A 24,150-nucleotide genomic window follows, 5' to 3' on the forward strand; every position below is an offset into this window, starting at 1 on the left:
ATGATCTCCAAGCCTGATGTGAAGCCGGCGCGGCCGTGGTTCTCCGCCGGACCGACGGCGAAACGGCCGGGTTACAGCCTGGCTGGATTGCCGCATGATCTGCTGGGACGCGGCATCCGCGCGCCTGAGGTGGTGGAGCGGTTCGCCCACGGCCTGAGCCTGACGCGCGAGGTGCTGGAAGTCCCCGACAGCCATGTGATGCTCTATACGCCGGGCTCGGACACGGGCGCGGTCGAGGCGGCCCTGTGGGGGATGCTGGGCGCGCGGCCGGTGCAGGTGGTGGCCTACGAGAATTTCGGCCTGACCTGGCTGGCGGACGTGAAGGAGCATCTGGGGCTGGAGCCCGAGGCCCTGACGGCGCCCTGGGGCGAGTTGCCGGACCTGTCGAAGGCGGACTGGTCGAAGGACGTGGTCTTCCCGTGGAACGGCACGACGTCAGGGGTGCGCGTTCCGGACGCCGACTGGATCGCCGACGACCGCGAGGGTCTGGCCATCTGCGACGCGACCTCGGCCGCCTTCGCCATGCCTCTGCCGTTCGACAAGCTGGATGTCGTGACCTTCAGCTTCCAGAAGGCGCTGGGCGGCGAGGCGGGCATAGGGGTGATGGTGCTGTCGCCGCGCGCGGTGGAGCGGCTGGACACCTATCGGCCCGAGCGGCCGGTGCCCAAGGTGCTGCGGATCACCGACGGCAAGGGTCGGTTCGACCGGGGCCTGGCGGACGGGGTGGCGATCAACACCTTCTCGATCCTGACCATCGAGGACTGGATCGACGCCCTGGACTGGGCGAAGGAAGTCGGCGGGTTGACGGAGCTGGTCCGGCGGACGGACGCCAACTATGCGGCCCTGGCCGAGTGGGTGGAGAAGACCGACTGGATCGACTTCCTGCCAGAGCGGCCGGAGATCCGATCAACGACATCGGTGTGTCTGAAGTTCGCCGATGCGCGTGTCGCGGCGCTGGACGCCAAGGCGCAGAAGACCTTCGTCACCCGGTTCAAGGCCCTGCTGGAAGGCGAGGCGGCGGTGTTCGACATGGAGCCCCACCGCAATGCGCCACCGGGGCTTAGACTGTGGTGCGGATGCACGGTCGAGACGGCCGACGTGGTGGCTGCGACGCCGTGGCTGGAGTGGGCGTTCGAGACGGCGGCGGACGAACTGGCCGGCTAAAGCGTCACAATCCGCCGCTAAGTCTCCGCCCGACGATCAGTATGCGGGATTCAGGCGGATGAAGATGTTCAGACAGTTCGGTGCGGCGCTGGCGCTTGGCGCGGCGGTACTGGCTTCGGCTGTTCCCGCCTGGGCCGAGGTCTTCACCGTGGCCGTGGTGTCCGACACCCAGAACTATTCCGACATCACCCTGGCCCAGCCGCGCGGGGCGGACACCTACGCCCAGCAGATGCAGTATCTGGCGGATACGCGGGCGGAGAAGAACCTGGTCTTCGCCACCTTCGTCGGCGACATCGTCCAGCATGGCGACGGGCAGTTCCGTCGCGGCGTCGACGGCGCTGAGGGCGAATACCGGTATTTCGACACCCGCGAGGAGTGGGACATCGCCACCCGGTCGATCGCCATTCTGGCCCGCACAGGCGTGCCGTTCGGCATGGTCCTGGGCAACCATGACTACGACAACTATTCCTGGTGGGAGGGCGGTCCCGGCGCCTCCAAGCCGCTGAGCGGCGGTCGGACCTGGAACCTGTATTTCGGTCCGCAGTCGCGGTTCTTCGCCGGCAAGTCCTGGTACGGCGGCGCCTCGGCGGACGGGCTGAACAGTTTCCAGACCTTCACCGGGGGCGGAAAGACCTTCCTGAACCTGTCACTGGAGATGGAGCCGCCGCAGTCCGCCCTGGACTGGGCCCAGGGGGTGATCGACGCCCACCCCGGCGTGCCGGTGATGGTGACGACCCACGAGTGGCTGCAGCCCGGACCGCTGGATCGCTCCAACGGTTACGCCAACTATTTCCCCGGCACCGACCACCTGTCGCCGGACCAGATCTGGGACCGGTTCATCCGCAAGAATGCGGCGATCTTCATGGTGCTGAGCGGGCACAACTACACCCGTCCGGTTCTGGGGGTGTCGAACGGCGAGAACCTGCGGATCGACACGAACGACGCCGGTCATCCCGTCTATCAGATGATCCAGGACTATCAGGGCAATACGGTGGGGCCGGACGGGCAGCCGGACACGGCCAACGGCGGCGCCGGCTGGTTGCGGTTCATGGCCTTCGACACCGAGGCGAAGAAGATCCGCTTCTACACCTATTCGACGTTGCGCGAGAAACATGCGGGGCGGAACGGCGAGGCGACCTTCGGCGTGGCGCCGGAACTGTCCGAGTTCGAACTCGACTTCCCGCCGCAGCTTCTGAACTAGAAACCTTCCGAGAGCGGAGACATCCGCCGATTCCCCCGCTATAGGCTGCGCCCGCGTTCGGGTCGCCGCGCTGTCAGCGCGCCCCGACGATTTTGACGCGTCCTCCGAGGGGGACGCTTGCGCGGAGAAGTGCTTTGGCGAACGTGGCTGTGGTCGGCGCCCAGTGGGGCGACGAGGGCAAGGGCAAGATCGTGGACTGGCTGTCCAACCGCGCCGACATGGTCGTGCGGTTCCAGGGCGGCCATAACGCGGGCCATACGCTGGTCGTGGACGGCAAGGTCTACAAACTGGCCCTGCTGCCCAGCGGCGTGGTGCAGGGCAAGCCCTCGATCATCGGCAATGGCGTGGTCGTCGATCCCTGGCATCTGGTCGGCGAGATCGAGAAGATCCAGGCCCAGGGCGTGGCAATCACCCCCGACATTCTGAGCATCGCCGACAACGCCTGTCTGATCCTGCCGGTCCACCCGGCCCTGGACGTGGCGCGCGAGGCGGCCGCCAGCGCCCCCGGCGCCAAGATCGGCACGACCGGCCGCGGCATCGGCCCGGCCTATGAGGACAAGGTCGGGCGTCGCGCCATCCGGGTCTGCGACCTGGCCAATGCCGACGACCTGAAGGTCAAGATCGATCGACTGCGCTCGCATCATGATCCGCTGCGCGCCGGCCTGGGTCTGGAGCCGATCGATCCCGAGGCCCTGCTGGCCCAGCTGCTGGAGATCGCGCCGAAGATCCTGCCCTATGTGAAGCCGGCCTGGCGCGTGTTGGACCAGGCGCAGAAGGACGGCAAGCGGGTGCTGTTCGAGGGGGCGCAGGGCGCCTTCCTGGACGTGGACCACGGCACCTATCCCTATGTCACCAGCTCGAACACCGTGGCCGGTCAGGCGGCGGCCGGGTCGGGCATCGGACCGCGCGGCGTCGGCTATGTGCTGGGCATCGTGAAAGCCTACACGACCCGCGTCGGCGAGGGGCCTTTCGCCTGCGAACTGGACGACGAGGTCGGTCAGCATCTGGCGACTGTGGGCCGCGAAGTGGGCGTGAACACGGGCCGGGCGCGGCGCTGCGGCTGGTTCGACGCCGTGCTGGTGCGTCAGTCTGTGGCGATCAACGGCATCGACGGCATCGCCCTGACCAAGCTGGACGTGCTGGACGGTTTGAAGACGCTGAAGATCTGCGTCGGCTACAAGGTCGACGGCGAGGTGTTGGACTATCTGCCCTCGAGCCTGAAGGCCCAGGCGGCGGCCGAGCCGGTGTTCGAGGAGCTGGAAGGCTGGAGCGAAAGCACCGCCGGCGTCCGCAGCTTCAAGGACATCAACGCCAATGCGATCAAATACGTGCGGCGCATCGAGGAGTTGATCGGCGCCCCGGTGGCCCTGCTGTCGACCAGCCCCGAGCGGGACGACACGATCCTGATGCGGGACCCCTTCCAAGGGTAGGGTGAAAAGGCCCGTTGATTCAACGGGCCTTAACCAGGGTCCGGTAAGCCTAACGGCAGAAATCGGAGCAGAAGCCCTTGTTCACCGCCGACGCCAGAACGTTGAGCCGCCTCGAGCCCGCCGTCAGACGGGTCGTGATCGTCGATCCGAACGCCTCTTCCGCGCGTCTGCTGTCGGACATCATGAAGGGGTTGGGCGCGCGCGAAGTCTATGTCGAGAGCGACGAGGAGCGGGCGCTGGAGCTGCTGCGTGACGTTGAGCCCGGCATCATCTTCACCGAACGTTCGGGCGAGACCCTGAACGGCGAGTTCCTGGCGCGGCGGGTGCGGCGGTCCAGCATGGCCTGTCGGATGTCGCCGATCATCATGGTCACGGGCGAGGCGACCGCCGCCGCCATTAAGGGCGCGCGCGACGCCGGTGTGCACGAATTCCTGCGCAAACCCTATACGACCGGCGACCTGTTCAAGCGGGTCGAGAACGTGGCCCTGAAGCCGCGCCCCTGGGTCGAGGCGGTCGGCTATGTCGGACCTGACCGGCGCCGGTTCAACTCGGGCGAATATTCGGGCGCGCGCAAGCGTCGGGCCGACGGATCGAGCGGGGAGATCATCGATATCCGGGATCAGGCCACGCGCATTCTGGTGGCGGCCATGGCCCAGTTCGATCAGGATCCAGCCCAGGCGATGCGCGCCATCCGCCAGCAGGCCCAGACGCTGAAGGCCTTCGCCGTCAAGAACGGCGACGCCAAGCTGGCCATCGCGGCCGGCGGGCTGGAAGCCTTCATGGGCGCAGGCGCGGTGACCAAGGCCGGGCTGGCCCAGCCGATCGGCGCGATCATGGCCCTGGGACAACCCGCGCCCCAGCAGATGGCGCGGGCGTCCTGATCCCTTGAGGGTATAAGGGGGCTGTCGGCACCCTCTACCGCTTCGCAGACCCCCCTCCTCCAGAGGGGGAGGATCAGCGAGGGTCAGGCGTCGACCAGGTTCCGTTCCTCGGCCGCAGCGCGCATGGCCTTCTGCAGCTTCTCGAAGGCGCGAACCTCGATCTGGCGGACGCGTTCGCGCGAGACGCCGTACTGGCCGGCGAGTTCTTCCAGGGTGACGGGATCGTCCTTGAGGCGGCGTTCCGTGAGAATGTGTTTCTCGCGGTCGGTCAGCTCCTCCATGGCCTCTTGCAGCAGGCTCATGCGGATGCCCTTTTCCTCGTCCTCGGCGAGCTGGGTTTCCTGGGAGACGGCCGTGTCGTCGGCCAACCAGTCCTGCCATTCGCTTTCACCGTCGGCGCGCAGGGGCGCGTTCAGCGAGGCGTCGCCGCCGAGACGGCGGTTCATGTTGGTGACCTCTTCCTCGGTCACGCCCAGTTTGGTGGCGATGGCGGCGAGGTGTTCCGGATGCAGGTCGCCTTCCTCGAAGGCCGAGATCTGGCTCTTGGCCTTGCGCAGGTTGAAGAACAGCTTCTTCTGGGCGGCGGTGGTGCCCATCTTCACGAGCGACCAGCTGCGCAGGATGTATTCCTGGATCGAGGCGCGGATCCACCACATGGCGTAGGTGGCCAGGCGGAAGCCCTTGTCCGGGTCGAATTTCTTGACGGCCTGCATCAGGCCGACATTGCCCTCAGAAATCACTTCGCCGATCGGCAGGCCGTAGCCGCGATAGCCCATGGCGATCTTGGCCACGAGACGAAGGTGCGAGGTCACGAGACGGTGGGCGGCTTCGGGGTCCTGGTGCTCCGACCAACGCTTGGCGAGCATGAACTCCTCGTCCTTGGTCAGCATCGGAAACTTGCGGATTTCCGTCAGATAACGCGACAGGCCTTGTTCAGGCGACATCACCGCGAGCGTGCTATTGGTAGCCATGGTCCTGGTCCCTCCGACCGTCTAAACGAGCGGGCTCTGCGTCGTCGGCCACGGTGCGTGCACCGACGTCTCTCCCCTCAACCGGATAAGTAGCGATGGGTTGCCGCCGTTTTTAGAGGCGTATCGTCACACGAAAGCGTGACCGTGACCCTGGCGCCACTCGTGCCGATCGACGTCCTATATAGAACTTCGTCAGTTGCTATTCAAGACCCGCTCCTTCGAGGGGGCGTGTCGCTTGTCGTTCCCGTTTCACACCCTGTATGACACCGGTAGCAAATGACTCCTGGGAGGGAGCGGATGGGACGCGGACTGACGCGACGGAGCGCCATTGTCACGATGGCTGCATCGGCGGCGGCTACGGGCTTGGCCAAGACGGCGTGGGCGGAGACGCCGGAGAAAATCGAGCGCTGGGGCCTGTTCGAGGCCGTGCTGGAGGCGACGGTCGATGGCGATCCGTTCGACGTCGAACTGGTCGGGGTGTTCACCGACGGTCGGATGACGGTCCGGGCGCCGGGCTTCTTCGACGGGGACGGGGTCTGGCGTATCCGTTTCTCTCCGCCCGAGACCGGCAGTTGGCGCTGGGCCAGCGAGAGCCCGGTCGCGGCCCTGAACGGGCGGTCGGGGCGGGTCGAGGCGGTCGCGCCCTCGGCGGGCAATCACGGGCCGGTCGGGGTGGTCGAAGCCTATCATTTCGCCCATGCGGACGGGACGCCGTTCCGGCAGGTCGGCACCACCAGCTACGGCTGGACCCATCAGCCTGAAGCGAAACGGCGCCAGACGCTGGAGACGCTGAAGGCCGCGCCGTTCAACAAGATCCGTATGCTGGTCACGCCCAATGCGGCTGTGTCGACCAATACGCCGCTGTCGCCCTTCGTGCGGACGGGGGCCGGCGAGACCGACTTCGATCTGGACCGGTTCGATCCGGCCTTCTTCCGGCGGCTGGACGCCAGCGTCGCCGCCCTGGGGGAGATCGGGGTGCAGGCGGATGTGATCCTGTTCCACCCCTATGACGAGGCCTCGGGTCTCAACGCCATGAGCGCGGCGCGCGACGAGCGCTATGTCCGCTATGTCGTGGCGCGGCTGTCGGCCTATCGGAACGTCTGGTGGTCGATGGCCAACGAGTTCGACATCCTGAAGAAGTCGGACGCCGGCTGGGACCGGCTGTTCCAGGTGGTGCGCGACGCCGATCCGCACGGACGGTTGAGGTCGATCCACAACTGGCGGCGGCTGTATGACAACGGCAAGCCCTGGGTGACTCATTCCAGCATCCAGAACGGGTCCGCCGTGCTGGACGACGCCCGAGCCGAGACCTATCGCAGCGTCTGGCAAAAGGCCGTGGTGTTCGACGAGGTCTGTTACGAGGGTTCGTTGAGCGAACGCTGGGGCGACCTGACCGGGCCGGAGATGGTGCGGGCCTTCTGGCACGGGCTGATCGGCGGAACCTATGTCGGCCATTCCGAATGTTTCCCGCAGGAGGGCGGGACCGAGGGCGGCTTCTGGCTGGGCGAAGGCGGGGAGCTGCGCGGCGAGAGTTGGACGCGGCTGGCCTTCCTGAAGTCGGTGATGGAGGCCGGGCCGAAGCCGGGGATCGATCCCATCGACAAATGGTGGGAACAGCATCTCGGCGGCGTCGCCGGGCAGTATTATCTCCGCTATTTCGGGGACGCGGCGCCGACGGAATGGGCGGTGGACGTGCCGCGCGACGAGATCGTCGGGGGCGAGCGGTTCAAGGTCGATGTGATCGACACCTGGAACATGACGATCGAGCCTGTGGCCGGCGCGTTCGTCATGCAGAAGCGGGACGACACCAAATACTTCTTCCGCGATCCGGCGCGCCCGACAATCAGCCTGCCGGGGCGGCCGTGGATGGCGGTGCGGGTGACGCGGGTCGACTAGAGGCCCAGGCTGTTTCGATAGGACGGGTGGACCACGTCGGCGTGTTCGGGGTGTTTCTTCAACCAGGCGGCGAAGAAGGGGCAGACGGGCAGGATCAGCAGGCCGCGCGCGCGGGCGTCCTCGACGACGTGGGCGGCCATGCGGCTGGCGATGCCGCGGCCTTCCAGGGCCTTGGGCGTGACGACCTCAGTGATCATCAGATTGGGCGGCGACAGATTGTAGGCGACGTGGGCGACCAGACCCTGGACCGGCAGTTCGTAGCGGTTGAGGGCGGGGTTGTCGGCGACGGCGGCGTCGGTCATCGGTCGGTCCTCAGAGTTGGGACAGCAGGGCTTCCAGAGCCTGCATGTCGGCGGGCGGGGGGGTCTCGAACCGCAGGGCTTTCCCGGTGACGGGATGGACGAAGCCTAGAACGGCGGCGTGCAGGGCCTGGCGATACAGGCCGATTTCGGCGACGGCGTCGCGGACCGGGGCGGCGGGGCTGCCCGAGCCATAGACGGGGTCGCCGAGCAGGGGCGAGCCCTTGGACGCCAGATGGACGCGGATCTGGTGGGTGCGGCCGGTGTGCAGGGTGCAGGCGACACGGGCGGCCATCGGGGCGCCGCCGGCCTTGGCCGGTTGGCCGAAAGTGGCCTGGACGACATAGTCGGTGATCGCCTCGCGTCCGCCGGACTTGAGCACCGCCATCTTCTTGCGGTCGTGGGGCGAGCGGCCGATGCGGGTCTCGATCCGGCCCTTTGACGGCGACGGGGCGCCGCGCGTCAGGGCCACATAGGTGCGTTCGATGTCGTGGGTCGCGAACAGGGCGGACAGGCCCTGATGGGCGCGGTCGGTCTTGGCGGCGACCATGACGCCGGAGGTGTCCTTGTCCAGCCGGTGGACGATGCCGGGGCGGGCGACGCCGCCTATGCCCGACAGACTGTCGCCGCAGTGGGCCAGGAGGGCGTTGACCAGGGTGCCGGTCTCGCAGCCCGGCGCCGGGTGGGCGGCCATGCCGGCGGGCTTGTCGACGACGATCAGTTCGGCGTCCTCGTAGAGGACGGTAAGGGGGATGGCCTCGGGCTGGGGCGTGGCGGGGGCGACCGGTGGCAGGGCGACGGTGTAGAGGCCGGGCTGGGCCTTGGCCGAGCCGCCGGTCAGGACGACGCCGTCGCGGCTGACCGCGCCCTCGGCCAGCAGGGCCTGGAGACGGGCGCGGGAGAGGGACGGGAAGGCGAGAGACAGGGCCTTGTCCAGCCGGACGCCGGGCGCGTCGAGGCGGGCCTCCAGCACGTCTTCCGGAGCGGGGGCGGGCAAGCCGTCGTCGTCGATCAGGTCAGGGTCGGACACGGACACTCCCTAGCACGATGCGCGGCTTGCGCGAGCGCGGGGCGCGGGTGGATAGTGAAGCCTGGGGGCGTAGGGGACGATCCGATGAAGCGGTTGATGATCGCCGGGGGCGCAGTCGCCGTGGCGGCGCTGCTGGGCAGTTGCACGACCATGAGCAAGGATGAATGTCTCGCCGGGGCCTGGGGCGAGAAGGGATACGCCGACGGGACGGCGGGCTATCCGGCGACGCGGCTGGACGACCACGCCAAGGCCTGCGCCAAATATCAGGTGGCGCCCAATCCTGCGGCCTATGGTTCGGCGCGCGAGGACGGGCTGCGGTCCTATTGCACCTTCGAGAAGGCCTGGGTCGAGGGGCGGGCGGGCAATACCTATTACGGCGTCTGCCGGCCTGAGGAGGAGGCGGCCTTCCTGCCCGCCTATCGGGACGGGCTGCGGCTGCACGAAGTCGAGGCGGCGGTCGAGGCGGCGGAAAGCGCACTGAGCAGCGCCGAGGCCCGGATCGAGGATCGCGAGGACAAGCTGGAGGCCAAGCAGCGCGAACTGCGCGGCGAGGGGCTGACGGACGAGGAGCGGCAGCGCGTGCGCGACCGGATCGAGGAAGTCCGGGGCGAGATCCGCCAGGCGCGCCGCAACGCCCGAGAGGCGCGCGACGCGCTGGACAGCGCAGAATGGGACCTTCGCCGGGTGCGGCGCGAACTGAGCGGCCGCTACCCGGTCTAGTCTGAAGGCTTAGGCGGCCTTGACGGCGGCGCCGCGGAAGGACGGATCCAGGTCGCCCGAGGTGTAGCGTTTGGCCATCTGGGCGGTGGAGAGCGGGCGGATCTTGGACGCCTGGCCCTCGCAGCCGAACTGGACGTAGCGCTCCATGCAGAGCTTCTTCATCGCCTCCTTGGCGGGCTTCAGATAGTAGCGCGGGTCGAACTCGCCCGGCTTCTCGATCAGAGCCTTACGGATGGCGCCGGTGATGGCCATGCGGTTGTCGGTGTCGATATTGACCTTGCGCACGCCGTGCTTGATGCCGCGCTGGATTTCCTCGACCGGCACGCCCCAGGTCTGGGGCATCTCGCCGCCATAGGCGTTGATGATGTCCTGCAGATCCTGCGGCACCGACGACGAACCGTGCATCACCAGGTGGGTGTTGGGCAGGCGGCGGTGGATCTCCTCGATCACGTTCATGGCCAGGACGTCGCCGTCCGGCTTGCGCGTGAACTTGTAGGCGCCGTGCGAGGTGCCCATGGCGATGGCCAGGGCGTCGACCTTGGTGGCGGCGACGAAGTCGACGGCCTGGTCCGGGTCGGTCAGCAGTTGCGAATGGTCCAGTTTGCCCTCGAAGCCGTGGCCGTCCTCGGCCTCGCCCATGCCGGTCTCCAGCGAGCCTAGCACACCCAGTTCGCCCTCGACCGAGACGCCGCACGAGTGGGCCATTTCGGTGACGCGACGGGTGACGTCGACATTGTATTCGTAGGAGGCGGGGGTCTTGGCGTCCTCTTCCAGCGAGCCGTCCATCATGACGCTGGTGAAGCCGTACTGGATGGCGGTGGCGCAGGTCGCCGGGCCGTTGCCATGGTCCTGGTGCATGCAGACCGGGATGTGCGGATAAAGCTCGGCCAGGGCGTCGATCAGCTTGGCCAGGACGATGTCGTTGGCGTAGTTCCGCGCGCCTCGGCTCGCCTGGATGATCACGGGAGCATTGACCTCATGGGCCGCCTCCATGATCGCCAGACCCTGTTCCATGTTGTTGATGTTGTAGGCCGGCAGGCCGTAGTCGTTCTCAGCCGCGTGGTCGAGCAGCTGTCGCAGCGTGATGCGCGCCATGATGAAATCTCCTGAGCCGAAAGTCTTTTATGATTGGGCGGGAGACTAGCGTTGCAGCGCAGCAAAGTCACGCCGTGTAACAGCAGCTTCCCCCAAGGCATTACGATAGGCCCGGACCCGTGATCCGGTTGCATCGCAGTGTTACGCAAGGCGGTCGAGGTTCAGGCGCGCAGGGCCTCGACGCCTGGTAGGGCCTTACCCTCCATCCACTCCAGGAAGGCGCCCCCGGCGGTGGAGACGAAGGTCATGTCGTCCGAGGTTCCGGCGTGGTTCAGGGCCGCGACCGTGTCGCCGCCGCCGGCGACGGCGATCAGCTTGCCGGCCTTGGCCAGTTCCGCCGCGTGTTTGGCGGCGGCGACCGTGGCGGCGTCGAAGGGCGGGACCTCGAACACGCCCAGCGGGCCGTTCCAGATCAGGGTCTTGGACGCGTCCATGGCGGCGTTCAGACGGGCGACGGTCTCGGGGCCGGCGTCCAGGATCTTGTCGTCGGCGGACAGGGCCTCGCCGGTCTTCAGGGTCTTGAAGACGGCGCCCGGCTTGACCTCGACGGCGACGATGACGTCGACCGGCAGCAGCAGTTCGCAGCCCTGGGCCTCGGCCTCGGCCATAATCTCGCGGGCGGTGTCGGCCATATCCTTCTCGGCCAGCGAGCCGCCGATATCGATCCCTTGCGCGTAGAGGAAGGTGTTGGCCATGCCGCCGCCGATGGCCAGCTTGTCCAGCTTGCCGACCAGGTTCTTCAGCAGGTCCAGCTTGGTCGAGACCTTGGAGCCGCCGACGATGCCGACGACCGGCTTCTGCGGCTGGCCTAGGGCGGCGTCCAGGGCGTCTAGTTCACGGCGCATGGATTCGCCGGCGTAGGCGGGGATGTGGTGGGCGATCCCTTCCGTCGAGGCGTGGGCGCGGTGGGCGGCCGAGAAGGCGTCGTTGACATAGAGGTCGCCCAGGTCGGCCAGCTTCTGGGCGAAGACCGGGTCATTGGCCTCTTCCGCCGCATGGAAGCGGACGTTCTCCAGCAGCACCACGCCGCCGGCGTCCAGGTCGCGGATGGCCTCGACGGCGGGGCCGCCGATGCAGTCGTCGGCGAAGCGGACCGGGGCGCCGAGCAGGGCCTCCAGCGGTTCGACGACCGGCTTCAGGCTCATCGACGGAACGCGCTGGCCCTTGGGACGGTCGAAGTGGGCCAGCAGGGCCACCTTGGCGCCGGCGTCGCGCAGGCGCTGGATCGTCGGCAGGGCGACCCGCAGCCGGGTGTCGTCCGTGACCCTGCCGCCCTCCATCGGGACGTTGAAGTCCACGCGGACCAGAGCCGTCTTGCCGGCGAGGTCTTTTGCGTCGTCGAGGGTGCGGAAGGTCATGGTCGTTTCCCTGTCTCCTCCCCGTCGCGAAGCGATGGGGAGGTGGCGCGGCGCTCTTGCGCCGTGACGGAGGGGCTCTGGCCCCAGGTTCGGTGCGGTGGAAAGAACCCCTCCACCACTTCGTGGTCCCCCTCCCCATTCGCTGCGCGAACGGGGAGGAGACGCGCGGTTCTTACAGGAACTTCGCCATCACCAGGGCCGTGTCGGCCATGCGGGTCGCGAAGCCCCATTCGTTGTCGTACCAGCTGAGGACGCGGGCCAGCTTGCCGTCGACGACCTGGGTCTGGGGCAGCGCGGCGGTCGAGGAGGCGGCCACGTGGTTCAGGTCGCTGGACACCAGAGCATCCGTCGTCGTGAACAGGACGCCCTTCATCGGGCCGTCGGCGGCGGCCTGGAGCGCGGCGTTGATCTCGGCCGCCGTCACTTCACGACCGGCGACGACCTTCAGGTCGACGACCGAGACGTTCGGGGTCGGGACGCGGATCGACGAGCCGTCCAGCTTGCCCTTCAGTTCCGGCAGGACCAGGCCCAGGGCCTTGGCGGCGCCGGTCGAGGTCGGGATCATCGACAGGGCGGCGGCGCGGGCGCGGTACAGGTCCTTGTGCATCGTATCCAGCGTCGGCTGGTCGCCGGTGTAGGAGTGGATGGTGGTCATGTAGCCGCGCTCGATGCCGAACAGGTCGTTCAGCACCTTGGCCACCGGGGCCAGGGCGTTGGTGGTGCACGAGCCGTTCGACACGACGATGTCGTCGGCGGTCAAGGTCTCGTGGTTGACCTTGAAGACGATGGTCTTGTCGGCGCCGTCGGCCGGGGCCGAGACCAGGACGCGCTTGGCGCCGGCCTTCAGGTGGGCGCTGGCCTTGTCCTTGGACGTGAAGATGCCGGTGCATTCGAAGGCGATGTCCACCTTCAACTCGGCGTGGGGCAGGTTGGCCGGATCACGCTCGGCCGTGACCTTGATCTTGCCGGTGCCGACGTCGATCCAGTCCTCGCCCGAGGTCACGGTGCCGGGGAAGCGGCCGTGGACCGAATCGTAGCGGAACAGGTGGGCGTTGGTCTCGACCGGCCCAAGATCGTTGATCGCCACGACTTCGATGTCCGTGCGGCCATGCTCGACGATCGAGCGGAGGACGAGACGGCCGATGCGGCCGAAGCCGTTGATGGCGACGCGGACGGTCATGATGGAGGCTCCTCAGAACGGGATTAGGGGTTAGCGCCTATATAGGTTCGGCGTCTCAATGGAGCGGTCGCGGACGCGTTGCAACCCCGTGCACGTAACATGATGTGATCGACGGTTACGCTTGGGAAGGCGACCTGGGAAACCTGCCTGTCAGGTTCGGGTAAGAAACACCCCTGCGAAGGTCGTTTTTAATCGGTTGAGCAAAATTTTTGCGACAGGGGTTGTGCCGCCCCGGCCCGTATGGTTTCTTGCCGTCAGAACAGGGAGCCACCCGTGGCCACGATGACGCGCGACATGACGAAGGGACGCACCGCCAAGGCGGTCGCAGCCGTTCGCGCGCCCATTGGCCTGGAAGCCCCGATTTCCCTCATTCTCCTCGTGCTCCTCGGCCTGCTTACGCAAGCGGCGTGGATGCACGCGACCTGAACTAAACGCACTCAGGATCGCCCGGCACCACCCCGCTCCCGAAAGGAAGCGGGGTTTTTCGTGCTTTGCGGTCCGATTTGAACCGGACCCATGACGCAAGATTTCACCTCAGACCCCACGACGATCGGCGCGCAGGACGCGGCGATGTCGCGCGCCCCGCGCCGGGGTTCTGGCTTTGCCATTCGCGACGGCGTCCGCGCCGCTCGCGTCACTGACCGCCGGATCGACGCTCGTGTCGCCCCGGCGACGCACCGGGCGGGCTTTACGCCCCACGTTGCCCGCCCGGTGCGAGGACGTTTCGCCGCCACAACCATCAAAACCCAGACCGCCCAGGAAGCCTGAACCACCATGGCCATCACCATCTACACCAACGAAGACATCCGCCCCGGCGCCATCGCCGGCCAGCGCATCGCCATCATCGGCTATGGCTCGCAAGGCCGCGCCCACGCCCAGAACCTGCGCGACAGCGGCCATGACGTGGTCGCCGGCGTCCGTCACGGCGGCACCGGCTGGAAACACGCCACCGAGGACGGCGTCCCGACCGCCGAGCCGGCCGAGGCCGTCAAGGGCGCCGACATCATCGCCATCCTGACCCCGGACATGATCCAGGGCGAGGTCTATCGCGACATCATCGAGCCGAACGCCAAGGAAGGCTCGGCCCTGCTGTTCGCCCACGGCTTCTCGATCATCTACGAGCGCATCACCCCGCGCGCCGACATGGACGTGATCCTGGTCGCGCCGAAGGGACCGGGCGATCTGGTCCGTCGCGAGTTCGCCCGCGGCCGCGGCGTGCCCTCGCTGTTCGCTATCGAGAAGGACGTGACCGGCAAGGCGCGCGACCGCGCCATGGGCTACGCCAAGGGCAACGGCGGCGCGACCGGCGGTCTGCTGGAAACCACCTTCCGCGAAGAGACCGAGACCGATCTGTTCGGCGAACAGGCCGTCCTGTGCGGCGGCGCCAAGGAACTGGTCATCCAGGGCTTCAACACCCTGGTCGAGGCCGGCTACCAGCCCGAGATCGCCTATTTCGAATGCCTGCACGAGCTGAAGCTGATCGTGGACCTGTTCTACGAGGGCGGCATCTCGAAGATGCACCACTTCATCTCGGAAACGGCGAAGTACGGCGCCGTCGCCAGCGGCCCGCGCGTGGTCAACGAAGAGACCAAGGCCCGCATGAAGACCATCCTGGAAGAGATCCAGGACGGCACCTTCGCCAAGAACTGGATCGCCGAGAACGAGGCCGGCAAGCCGCAGTACGAAGCCTGGCTGAAGGCGGACCGCGAAAGCCAGATCGAACAGGTCGGCGCCCGTCTGCGCGAGCGGATGGCCTGGCTGAACGCGCCCAAGGCCGAAGCGGCCTGATCGCCGCCAGAAAGACCGGATGACCCTGATGACCGCCGCCGCCTTCAAATCCTCAGCCGAGGCCGCCCCCCGATCGGGGGCGCGCCTGCTGGTCTCCACCCTGGAGCGGCTGGGCGTGGAGGTGGTGTTCGGTTATCCGGGCGGCGCCATCATGCCGGTCTATGACGCCCTGGCCGGGTCCAAGCTGAAACACATCCTGGTCCGCCACGAGCAGGGCGCGGCCTTCGCGGCCGACGCCTATGCCCGCAAGAGCGGCCGGGTCGGGGTGTGCATGGCCACCTCCGGTCCGGGCGCCACCAATCTGGTCACCGGCATCGCCAATGCGATGATGGATTCGGTGCCGATGGTCTGCATCACCGGCAATGTCGCCCAAGGCCTGATGGGCACCGACGCCTTCCAGGAGATCGACATCCTGGGCGTCACCCTGCCGATCGTGAAACATTCGATCCTGGTCCGCGACGCCGCCGAGGTTCCGGCCGCGATCGAGGAAGCCTTCCATATCGCCGCCTCGGGCCGTCCGGGTCCGGTCCTGGTCGACCTGCCCAAGGACGTGCAGTTCGCCACGACCAGCGACGACTACGGCTTCCACATTCCCAATACGACGACCGCCGTCGACCACGACGCCGTCGCCGCCGCCGAGGCCGCGATCCGCGCCGCGAAGAAGCCGCTGATCTATATCGGCGGCGGGGTGAAGATCGGCGGCGCGACCGAGGCCGTCCGCGCCTTCGTCCGCGCCACCGGCATCCCGCAGGTCTCGACCCTGAACGCCCTGGGCACCATCCCGACCGATGCGCCGGGGATGCTGGGGATGCTGGGGATGCATGGCACGCGCGCCGCCAATCACGCGGTGCAGGACAGCGATCTGCTGATCGTCGTCGGCGCCCGGTTCGACGACCGCGCCACCGGCAAGCTGGCCGAGTTCGCGCCCAAGGCCGGCGTCGTCCATTTCGACATCGACGCCTCGGAAGTCGGCAAGCTGCGCGCGGTCAATGTCGCCGTCGTCGGCGAGCTGAAGGACGGGGTCGAGGCCCTGTCGGCGCGGCTGAACGCCGGACCGGCGCTGGAGATCGCCGCCTGGACCGCCGAATGCGCCGAGGCCGCCACGACCCATGCCTATCGCTATGACGCGCCGGGCGAGGGGGTCTATGCCCCGGCCCTGCTGAAGGAAATCTCGGAAGCGGCGGGCGATCGGTTCGTCGCCGCCTGCGACGTGGGCCAGCACCAGATGTGGGCGGCCATGCACTGCCGCTTCTCCAGGCCCGAGGCCCACATCACCTCGGGCGGTCTGGGCGCCATGGGCTTCGGCCTGCCCGCCGGGATCGGCGCCAAGCTGGCCGATCCGTCCGCGACGGTCGTCACCATCGCCGGCGACGGCGGCTTCATGATGAACATCCAGGAGCTGGCGACGCTGAAGCGTTACGGCATCCCGCTGAAGATCGTGCTGATCGACAACTCCTCGCTGGGCTTGGTGCGCCAGTGGCAGGAGCTGTTCTTCGCCGAGAACTATTCCGAGATCGATCTGTCCGACAATCCGGACTTCGTGAAGGTCGCCGAAGCCTTCGGCGTCGACGCCTTCCGCATCGACCGCCGCGATCAGGTGTCGGACGGCATCCAGCGCCTGCTGGCCGCCGACGGCCCCTGCCTGGCCCATGTGGTCATCGATCCCCGTGACAATGTCTGGCCGCTGGTTCCGCCGGGCAAGAACAATGCTGAAATGATGGAGGGCTCCTGAGATGAGCGACACGATCCACATCCAGATCGACCGTGCGGACGGTTCGCTTCAGCGTCTCATCGGGCTTGTGGAGCGCCGGGGCTTCCACATCGACGGCATCAACATGGCCGACGAGGGCGCCTTCCGCCGCATCGCCCTGACCGTGCGCGGCCGCGACGCCGGCCGCTGCATGGACAACCTGGGTCGCCAGATCGACCGGCTGTTCGGCGTTCGCCGCATCAGCAACGACATTATTCAATCCGAGGCCGCGTAATGATTACCACCCAGGGCGAACGAGTATCGGGCGTATCGCGCACCGAACAAATCGCCACCGACCCCAACCGGGTCATCGTCTTCGACACGACGATGCGGGACGGGGAGCAGGCGCCGGGCTTCTCGATGACCGCCCAGGCCAAGGTGAAGATGGCCCAGGTCCTGAGAGACCTGGGCGTCGACGTTATAGAGGCGGGCTTCGCCGCCGCCTCGCCGGGCGACGAGGAAGCCATCCGCCGCGTGGCGGGCGAGGTCGAGGGACCGGTCTTCTGCTCGCTGTCGCGGGCCAACGAGAAGGACATCGACGCGGTCTATCGCGCCCTGCAGCCGGCGCCCAAGTCGCACCGCCGCTGCCACACCTTCATCGGCACCAGCCCGATCCACCGTTCGGCCAAGCTGAAGATGTCGACCAACGAGGTGATGTCGACGGCCGTGCGTTCGGTGGAATACGCCGCCAGCCTGTTCGACGACGTCGAATTCTCGGCCGAGGACGCCTTCCGCACCGAGCCGGAGTTCCTGGCCGACATTCTGGAAGCCGCCGCAGACGCCGGCGCCCGCACCCTGAACGTGCCCGACACGGTCGGCTACGCCACGCCGGAAGAGGTGCGCGAGCGGTTCGCCTTCCTGGCCGAACGGATCAAGAAGCGGCATCCGCACGTCATCTTCTCGGCCCACTCCCACGACGACCTGGGCATGGCGGTCGCCAACTCCCTGGGCGCGGTCCAGGGCGGGGCGCGTCAGATCGAGGGCGCGATCAACGGCATCGGCGAACGGGCGGGCAACTGCTCGATCGAAGAGGTCATCATGGCCCTGAAGGTCCGCGAGGACCTGTATGGCGTGACGACCGGCGCCGACAGCCGCCATCTGGTGCGCGCCTCCAAGATCCTGTGCGAGATCACCGAGACGGTGATCGCCCGCAACAAGTCGGTGGTGGGCATCAACGCCTTCGCCCACGAGGCCGGGATCCACCAGCACGGCATGCTGGCCGACAGCCGCACCTACGAGATCATGCGTCCGCAGGACGTCGGCTTCGAGGGCAGCTATTTCGTGCTGGGCAAGCACTCGGGCCGTCACGCCATCGCCAAGCGCGCCGAGACCATCGGCCGTCCCATCGAGGGCGAGCGCCTGGCCGCTGTCGTGGCCGGCTTCAAGCAACGCGCCGACCAGATCGGCGAAATCAACGACGAAGAACTGATCGCCATCATCGACCAAGTCGACGGCGTTACGACTAACAAGGAAGAAGCCTATGCAGCCGCTGGCTGAGAATATCTGGATCAATGGCGAACTGACGCCTTGGGCCGACGCGAAGATCCACGTGATGAGCCACGCGCTCCACTACGGCACCTCGGTGTTCGAGGGGATCCGCGTCTATGACACCCCGAACGGCCCGTGCGGCTTCCGTCTGCGCGAGCATGTGCGTCGCCTGTTCGACAGCGCCCGCATCTATCATATCCAGCTGCCCTACACCGAGGACGAGCTGGTCGAGGCCTGCCACGCGGTGGTGCGGTCGGAAGGCCTGAAGTCGGCCTATATCCGGCCCATCGCCTTCCTGGGCCAGTGCGGCATGGGCGTGACCCCGGCCGCCGGCAACATGAACGTCGACATCGCCATCGCCGCCTTCCCCTGGGGCGCCTATCTGGGCGAAGAAGCTCTGGAGAAGGGCGTGGACGCCTGCGTGTCCAGCTGGAACCGCACCGCGCCGAACACCACGCCTTCGGCGGCCAAGGCGGGCGGCAATTATCTGTCCTCCTATCTGATCGGCCGCGAGGCTCGCGTGGGCGGCTTCGGCGAGGGCATCGCCCTGGGCGTCGACGGCCGTCTGTCGGAAGGGGCGGGCGAGAACCTGTTCGTGGTCAAGGACAACAAGGTCATGACCCCGCCGGCCGCCAACTCCATCCTGATGGGCATCACCCGCGACAGCGTCATCAAGCTGGCCAAGGCGCAGGGCTATGAGGTGGTGGAACAGGCGATGCCGCGCGAGGCCCTGTATCTGGCCGACGAGATCTTCATGACCGGCACCGCCGCCGAGATCACGCCCGTCCGCTCGGTCGACGGCATCACCACCCGCGCCGCCGGCCCCGGCCCGGTGACCAAGGCGGTCAACAACGCCTTCCGCGGCCTGTTCACCGGTGAGACCCCGGACACGTTCGGCTGGCTGGAACCCATTGGAACCAGCGTAGAGAAACGGACCCCTGAATATGCCTAAGACCCTGTTCGACAAGGTCTGGGACGCCCACGTCGTGCGGTCGGAAACGGCCGACACGCCGGGGGTGCTGTATATCGACCTGCATCTGGTGCACGAAGTCACCAGCCCGCAGGCCTTCAGTGAAATCGAGGCGCGCGGGCTGAAGGTCCGCCGCCCCGACCGTACCTATGCGACCCTGGACCATTCGACCCCGACCCTGCCGGCGGGGCTGAACGGTCTGAAACCCTATGTCACCGCCCAGGCCGAGGCCCAGGTCCATACGCTGGAGCGGAACTGCGCCGCCCACGGCGTGCCCCTGGCGGGCTGGGACTCCGACGACCGCGGCGTGGTCCATGTCATGGGGCCTGAGTTGGGCCTGACCCAGCCGGGCATGACCGTGGTCTGCGGCGACAGCCATACCGCGACCCACGGCGCCTTCGGGGCCCTGGCCTTCGGCATCGGCACTTCGGAAGTCGGCCATGTGCTGGCGACCCAGTGCCTGCTGCAACGCAAGGCCAAGGCCATGCGGGTGACGGTGAGCGGCGAACTGCAGCCGGGCGTGTCCGGCAAGGATGTGGCTCTGGCCGTGATCGCCGCCATCGGCTTCGGCGGCGGCACGGGCTATGTCATCGAATACGCTGGCGAGGCCGTGCGGTCGCTGGACATGGAAGGGCGGATGACCCTGTGCAACATGTCCATCGAGGCCGGCGCCCGCGCGGGCATGATTGCGCCCGATCAGACGACCATCGACTGGCTGCGCGGCCGCAAGCACGTGCCCGCCGACTATGAGGCGGCGACGGCCGAATGGCTGAAACTGTCCAGTGATCCCGGCGCGGTCTTCGACAAGGAAGTGACCCTCGACGGCGCGGCCATCCGCCCGATGGCGACCTGGGGCACGACCCCGGATGCGGGCGCGCCGATCGGTTCGCCCGTGCCGCAGCCGCAGTCGGACAGCGACCGCAAGGCCATCGCCTATATGGGCTTCACCGCCGGCGAGGCGACGACCGATCAGCCGGTGGACGTGGTCTTCATCGGCTCCTGCACCAACGGCCGTCTGCCCGATCTGCGCGCCGCCGCCGAGGTGCTGCGCGGCCGCAAGGTCAAGCCGGGCCTGCGGATGCTGGTGGTGCCGGGCTCCGAGGCCGTGCGTCGCGACGCCGAGGCCGAGGGGCTGGACCAGGTCTTCATCGCCGCCGGGGCCGAATGGCGTATTCCCGGCTGTTCGATGTGTATCGCCATGAACGGCGACTTCGTCTCGCCGGGGCAACTGGCGGTCTCGACCTCGAACCGCAATTTCGAGGGCCGTCAGGGCAAGGACGCCCGCACCATCCTGGCCAGTCCGGCGACGGCGGCCGCGACGGCGGTGGCTGGGGTGCTGACCGATCCGCGCGTCTATCTGAGCGAGGCCGCGAATGCGTAACGCCTCCTTCTTCCGCTCATCCCCGCGAAAGCGGGGACCCAGTGCTTTCGTGAGGCACGGTGCGCGGGATGACCGTCAGTGGACGAACGGCAAGGGCTATCGCCCAAAGAACTGGGGCCCCGCTTTCGCGGGGATGAGCGGAGATCAATATGTCTGAACCCTTCCAGGTCCTGACCTCGAAGACGGTCACGCTCAGCCAGGCCAATATCGACACCGACCAGATCATCCCCGCGCGCTTCCTGACCACGACGACGCGCGAAGGTCTGGGCAAGGCCGCCTTCTACGACTGGCGTTACGAGGACGACGGTTCGGAAAAGCCCGAGGCCATCCTGAACCGGATCGACCCGAGCGCGCACCGCATCCTGCTGGCGGGGAAGAATTTCGCCTGCGGCTCGTCGCGCGAACACGCCCCCTGGGCCCTGCTGGACTATGGGTTCAAGGCGGTGATCTCGACCGAGATCGCTGACATTTTTACATCGAACGCCTTGAAAAACGGCCTTCTGCCGATCGTCGTCAGCCAAGCCGTGTGGGACGATCTGGCGTCGCAGCCGGATCAGCCGGTCACGATCGACCTCCAGTCCAACCAGATCCAGCGCGGCAATGCCGAGCCCGTGCCATTCGGGGTCGAATCCTTCGCCCGCCAATGCCTGCTGGACGGGGTGGACACCCTGGGCTGGCTGCAATCAAACATGCCCGAGATCGAAGCGTTCGAGCGTTCGAGAGAGACCGTCTGATGACCACCGCCGCCCCCAAGACCTATAATATCGTCGTCCTGCCTGGCGACGGCGTCGGCCCCGAGGTCGCGAGCGCCGCCCGTCAGGTCCTGTCCGTCATCGCCGACTTTTACGGCCATCATTTCGAGTTCAGCGAGCATCTGATCGGCGGCGCGGCCATCGACGCCACGGGCGAGGCCCTGCCGGAAGCGACGCGCGCCGCCTGCGTCGCCGCCGACGCGGTCCTGCTGGGTGCGGTCGGCGGTCCCAAGTGGGACGGCGGCAAGGTGCGGCCCGAACAGGGGCTGCTGGCGATCCGCAAGGCCATGGGCCTGTTCGCCAATCTGCGCCCGCTGCAGGTTTCGCCGGTCCTGGCCCACCGTTCGCCGCTGAAGAAGGAGATCGTCGAGGGCGTCGATCTGATCGTCTTCCGCGAACTGACCGGCGGCGTCTATTTCGGCAAGAAGACGCGCGACGAGAAGGGCGCGACCGACCTGTGCGAATATACGGTGGTCGAGATCGAGCGCGTCGCCCGCGCCGCCTTCCAGACGGCTCGCCAGCGTCGCGGCAAGGTGACCTCGGTCGACAAGGCCAATGTCATGGAGACCAGCCGCCTGTGGCGCGAGGTCGTGACCCGCATCCACGCCGAGGAATATCCCGAGATCGAGTTGGAGCACGCCCTGGTCGATTCCATGGCCATGCACCTGATCCGCAAGCCGCGCGAATACGACGTCATCCTGACCGAGAACATGTTCGGCGACATCCTGTCGGACGAGATCTCGGTGCTGGGCGGCTCCATCGGCCTGTTGCCGTCCGCGTCGCTGGGCGAGGCGGGACCGGGTCTGTTCGAACCGATCCACGGCTCGGCGCCGGACATCGCCGGCCAGGATCTGGCCAATCCGGTGGGAACGATTCTGTCGGCTGCGATGATGCTGCGTCACAGCCTGGAACTGGAGGATGAGGCGACCTCGATCGAGGCGGCGGTCGCGGCCGTCCTGGCCGCCGGAGCCACAACCGCCGATCTGGGCGGGGAGCTGGGCACCCGCGCGGCGGCTGAGGCCATCATCGACGCGATCAAGGCGATCCATTGGGCCGCCGCGCACCGCGTCCAGATGCACTGGGGTTAAGGATTTCGTCCGGCGGCGTACGATCGCGAGATTTGTGCGTCGCCGAAAAGGCCAAGGTAATATCTTGCCTAAACCCGGTGTGTTATAGGCGACACAGGCATTAAAATTGCGGCGAGCGCCGATATCCCCCTTGCGAAGTGTGACGTTGCGGTAAACAGTTCGCAACTGCGAGATCACAGAGGGGATGCTTTCATGTCGCAGGTGCTTAACCGTCTACCGGGCCTTCTGGCCCTTCTTCTTCTAACCGTAGGCCTGTTCTACGCGGGCGGGGCGTTCGCCCAGGAGGCGGCCGCCACCGCTCCGGCCGCCGTCGCCGAAGCCGCCGCTCCCGTGACCGAAACGGTTGCCGAAGCCGCCGCCGTCGTCGAGGAAGCCGTCGCTCCGGAAGAGGCCGCTCCGGCCCTTCTGCCTCACCAGGCCGCGCTCGAACTGGATGCCGCCGGCACGAGCTGGCTCGGCACCTCGACCGCCCTGGTGCTTCTGATGACCCTGCCGGGTCTGGCCCTGTTCTACGGCGGCATGGTCCGTCGCAAGAACGTGGTGGCCACCATCACCCAGTCGGTCGGCGTCTTCGCCGTCGTCAGCCTGGTGTGGTTCATCGCCGGCTATTCGATCGCCTTCAGCGCCAACGGCGATGAGGCGCTACAGCCCTACATCGGTGGTTTCGACGCCCTGTTCCTGAACGGGATCTCGCTGCAGACGGCCAACAGCCTGCTGCCGGGCATTCCGGAGTTCCTGTTCATCTCCTTCCAGATGACCTTCGCCATCATCACCCCGGCCCTGATCACGGGCGCCTTCGCCGAACGCTTCAAATACTCGGCCCTGCTGCTCTTCACCGCCCTGTGGTCGCTGCTGGTTTATGCGCCCATCTGTCACTGGGTCTGGGGCGGCGGCTTCCTCGGCGGCGCCGGCGTGCTGGACTTCGCCGGCGGCGCGGTCGTTCACGTCAACTCGGGCGTGGCCGGTCTGGTCTGCGCCATCTTCCTGGGCCGCCGCAAAGGTTACGGCACCGAGGTCATCAACCCGCACAACCCCGTCCTGACCATGATCGGCGCCTCGCTGCTGCTGGTCGGCTGGATCGGCTTCAACGCAGGTTCGGCGGGCGCCGCCAACGACCTGATGGGCGTGGCCCTGCTGAACACCATTCTGGCCGCCGCCGCCGCCGCCCTGACCTGGAAGCTGATCGAAGTCATCGAGAAGAAGAAGGTCTCGCTGATCGGCATGCTGTCGGGCGTGGTCGCTGGCCTGGTCGCCATCACCCCGGCCGCCGGCTTCGTCGATCCCAAGGGCGCGGTCATCATCGGCCTGATCGCCGGGCCGGTCTGCTACATCTCGTCGGTGTGGATCAAGAAGCTGCTCCGCTACGACGACTCGCTGGACGCCTTCGGCATCCACGGCGCGGGCGGTCTGATCGGCGCCCTGCTGACCGGCGTGTTCGCCTCCACCGCGATCAACAGCCTGGGCGAAGGCGCCAACATCCCGACCCAGGCCCTGGGTCTGGCCTGGACCATCGCCTACTCGGCGGTCGGCACCTTCATCATCCTGATCATCTGCAAGTTCACGACCGGTCTGCGCGTGACGGATGCCCAGGAAGCCGAAGGTCTGGACACCACCCTCCACGGCGAAGCCCTGGAACACTGAGCCAACCGTCGCCGGGCGCGTTCCTCCCTTCGCGTCCGGCGGCCACGCTTTACAAACCAAACAGAAA

23 protein-coding genes are annotated in these 24,150 nt (G+C 67.3%); 17 read left to right on the forward strand and 6 right to left on the reverse strand.

Annotation, left to right across the window (positions count from 1 at the left end; translation table 11 throughout):
* The 4 genes from ACIQ1T_RS10970 to ACIQ1T_RS10985 all read left to right on the forward strand — a co-directional run bounded on the left by ACIQ1T_RS10970 (nt 1) and on the right by ACIQ1T_RS10985 (nt 4,676).
* Nucleotides 1–1,164, forward strand: coding sequence for a phosphoserine transaminase (locus ACIQ1T_RS10970; RefSeq protein WP_395944584.1), 1,164 nt, complete (start codon nt 1–3; stop codon nt 1,162–1,164).
* Nucleotides 1,165–1,222: 58 nt separating this feature from the next.
* Nucleotides 1,223–2,365 (forward strand): metallophosphoesterase, encoded by a 1,143-nt coding sequence (locus tag ACIQ1T_RS10975; RefSeq protein ID WP_395944585.1) that lies wholly within the window; start codon nt 1,223–1,225, stop codon nt 2,363–2,365.
* A gap of 134 nt (nt 2,366–2,499) precedes the next feature.
* On the forward strand, nt 2,500–3,795 hold the full coding sequence (locus tag ACIQ1T_RS10980) for an adenylosuccinate synthase (protein ID WP_395944586.1): 1,296 nt from the start codon (nt 2,500–2,502) through the stop codon (nt 3,793–3,795).
* A gap of 77 nt (nt 3,796–3,872) precedes the next feature.
* Nucleotides 3,873–4,676: a two-component system response regulator gene (locus ACIQ1T_RS10985; protein WP_395944587.1), complete on the forward strand. Its 804-nt coding sequence runs from the start codon at nt 3,873–3,875 to the stop codon at nt 4,674–4,676.
* Between the two features lie 83 nt (nt 4,677–4,759).
* On the opposite strand, the gene rpoH is transcribed toward ACIQ1T_RS10985, so the two are convergent.
* Nucleotides 4,760–5,647: an RNA polymerase sigma factor RpoH gene (gene rpoH, locus ACIQ1T_RS10990; protein WP_395944588.1), complete on the reverse strand. Its 888-nt coding sequence runs from the start codon at nt 5,645–5,647 to the stop codon at nt 4,760–4,762.
* 363 nt (nt 5,648–6,010) lie between these two features.
* Between rpoH and ACIQ1T_RS10995 the strand changes: the two genes are divergently transcribed.
* Nucleotides 6,011–7,543: a DUF5605 domain-containing protein gene (locus tag ACIQ1T_RS10995; protein ID WP_395944589.1), complete on the forward strand. Its 1,533-nt coding sequence runs from the start codon at nt 6,011–6,013 to the stop codon at nt 7,541–7,543.
* On the opposite strand, the gene ACIQ1T_RS11000 is transcribed toward ACIQ1T_RS10995, so the two are convergent.
* Nucleotides 7,540–7,845 carry a GNAT family N-acetyltransferase gene (locus ACIQ1T_RS11000; RefSeq protein WP_395944590.1) on the reverse strand — a complete coding sequence of 102 codons (306 nt, stop codon included), beginning with the start codon at nt 7,843–7,845 and terminating at the stop codon, nt 7,540–7,542. The two genes, ACIQ1T_RS10995 and ACIQ1T_RS11000, sit on opposite strands and share 4 nt — an antisense overlap.
* A 10-nt stretch (nt 7,846–7,855) precedes the next feature.
* Entirely contained in the window at nt 7,856–8,872 is a 1,017-nt protein-coding gene (locus ACIQ1T_RS11005; RefSeq protein WP_395944591.1) for an RluA family pseudouridine synthase, read from the reverse strand.
* 84 nt (nt 8,873–8,956) lie between these two features.
* Between ACIQ1T_RS11005 and ACIQ1T_RS11010 the strand changes: the two genes are divergently transcribed.
* Nucleotides 8,957–9,592 carry a DUF2799 domain-containing protein gene (locus ACIQ1T_RS11010; RefSeq protein ID WP_395944592.1) on the forward strand — a complete coding sequence of 212 codons (636 nt, stop codon included), beginning with the start codon at nt 8,957–8,959 and terminating at the stop codon, nt 9,590–9,592.
* 9 nt (nt 9,593–9,601) lie between these two features.
* Here the strand turns inward: ACIQ1T_RS11010 and fba are convergent, their stop codons facing one another.
* The 3 genes from fba to gap all read right to left on the reverse strand — a co-directional run bounded on the left by fba (nt 9,602) and on the right by gap (nt 13,225).
* The gene (fba, locus tag ACIQ1T_RS11015; protein WP_395944593.1) at nt 9,602–10,687 is read right to left on the reverse strand and encodes a class II fructose-bisphosphate aldolase; all 1,086 of its coding nucleotides are present in this window, start codon (nt 10,685–10,687) and stop codon (nt 9,602–9,604) included.
* A gap of 161 nt (nt 10,688–10,848) precedes the next feature.
* Nucleotides 10,849–12,045, reverse strand: a complete 1,197-nt coding sequence (locus ACIQ1T_RS11020) for a phosphoglycerate kinase (RefSeq protein WP_395944594.1) — start codon at nt 12,043–12,045, stop codon at nt 10,849–10,851.
* 172 nt (nt 12,046–12,217) lie between these two features.
* Complete coding sequence (gene gap, locus ACIQ1T_RS11025) at nt 12,218–13,225, reverse strand: type I glyceraldehyde-3-phosphate dehydrogenase (protein WP_395944595.1); 1,008 nt, start codon at nt 13,223–13,225, stop codon at nt 12,218–12,220.
* A 273-nt stretch (nt 13,226–13,498) separates the two neighbouring features.
* Here gap and ACIQ1T_RS11030 point away from each other — a divergent pair, with 273 nt between their 5' ends.
* From ACIQ1T_RS11030 to ACIQ1T_RS11080, 11 genes are all read left to right on the forward strand, one after another.
* Nucleotides 13,499–13,651 carry a hypothetical protein gene (locus tag ACIQ1T_RS11030; protein ID WP_395944596.1) on the forward strand — a complete coding sequence of 51 codons (153 nt, stop codon included), beginning with the start codon at nt 13,499–13,501 and terminating at the stop codon, nt 13,649–13,651.
* A 90-nt stretch (nt 13,652–13,741) separates the two neighbouring features.
* The gene (locus tag ACIQ1T_RS11035) at nt 13,742–13,993 is read left to right on the forward strand and encodes a hypothetical protein (RefSeq protein WP_395944597.1); all 252 of its coding nucleotides are present in this window, start codon (nt 13,742–13,744) and stop codon (nt 13,991–13,993) included.
* Between the two features lie 6 nt (nt 13,994–13,999).
* A complete protein-coding gene (gene ilvC / locus ACIQ1T_RS11040) occupies nt 14,000–15,013 on the forward strand; it encodes a ketol-acid reductoisomerase (RefSeq protein ID WP_395944598.1) in 1,014 nt (337 codons plus the stop codon).
* 19 nt (nt 15,014–15,032) lie between these two features.
* Nucleotides 15,033–16,745, forward strand: a complete 1,713-nt coding sequence (gene ilvG / locus ACIQ1T_RS11045) for an acetolactate synthase 2 catalytic subunit (RefSeq protein WP_395944599.1) — start codon at nt 15,033–15,035, stop codon at nt 16,743–16,745.
* 1 nt (nt 16,746) lies between these two features.
* Complete coding sequence (locus ACIQ1T_RS11050; protein ID WP_395944600.1) at nt 16,747–16,998, forward strand: ACT domain-containing protein; 252 nt, start codon at nt 16,747–16,749, stop codon at nt 16,996–16,998.
* Nucleotides 16,998–18,260, forward strand: a complete 1,263-nt coding sequence (locus tag ACIQ1T_RS11055) for a 2-isopropylmalate synthase (protein WP_395944601.1) — start codon at nt 16,998–17,000, stop codon at nt 18,258–18,260. Before ACIQ1T_RS11050 ends, ACIQ1T_RS11055 begins: the two co-directional genes overlap by 1 nt.
* Nucleotides 18,244–19,203, forward strand: coding sequence for a branched-chain amino acid transaminase (locus tag ACIQ1T_RS11060; RefSeq protein WP_395944602.1), 960 nt, complete (start codon nt 18,244–18,246; stop codon nt 19,201–19,203). The genes ACIQ1T_RS11055 and ACIQ1T_RS11060 overlap by 17 nt, the downstream gene beginning before the upstream one ends.
* A complete protein-coding gene (leuC, locus tag ACIQ1T_RS11065; protein WP_395944603.1) occupies nt 19,196–20,602 on the forward strand; it encodes a 3-isopropylmalate dehydratase large subunit in 1,407 nt (468 codons plus the stop codon). The genes ACIQ1T_RS11060 and leuC overlap by 8 nt, the downstream gene beginning before the upstream one ends.
* Nucleotides 20,603–20,751: 149 nt before the next feature.
* Nucleotides 20,752–21,336 (forward strand): 3-isopropylmalate dehydratase small subunit, encoded by a 585-nt coding sequence (gene leuD, locus ACIQ1T_RS11070; protein ID WP_395944604.1) that lies wholly within the window; start codon nt 20,752–20,754, stop codon nt 21,334–21,336.
* A complete protein-coding gene (gene leuB / locus ACIQ1T_RS11075; protein WP_395944605.1) occupies nt 21,336–22,442 on the forward strand; it encodes a 3-isopropylmalate dehydrogenase in 1,107 nt (368 codons plus the stop codon). Before leuD ends, leuB begins: the two co-directional genes overlap by 1 nt.
* Nucleotides 22,443–22,634: 192 nt before the next feature.
* Nucleotides 22,635–24,083, forward strand: coding sequence for an ammonium transporter (locus tag ACIQ1T_RS11080; RefSeq protein ID WP_395944606.1), 1,449 nt, complete (start codon nt 22,635–22,637; stop codon nt 24,081–24,083).
* The last annotated feature ends 67 nt before the right edge of the window (nt 24,084–24,150 follow it).

It is taken from the genome of Brevundimonas sp., assembly GCF_044336875.1.
Classification (GTDB): domain Bacteria; phylum Pseudomonadota; class Alphaproteobacteria; order Caulobacterales; family Caulobacteraceae; genus Brevundimonas.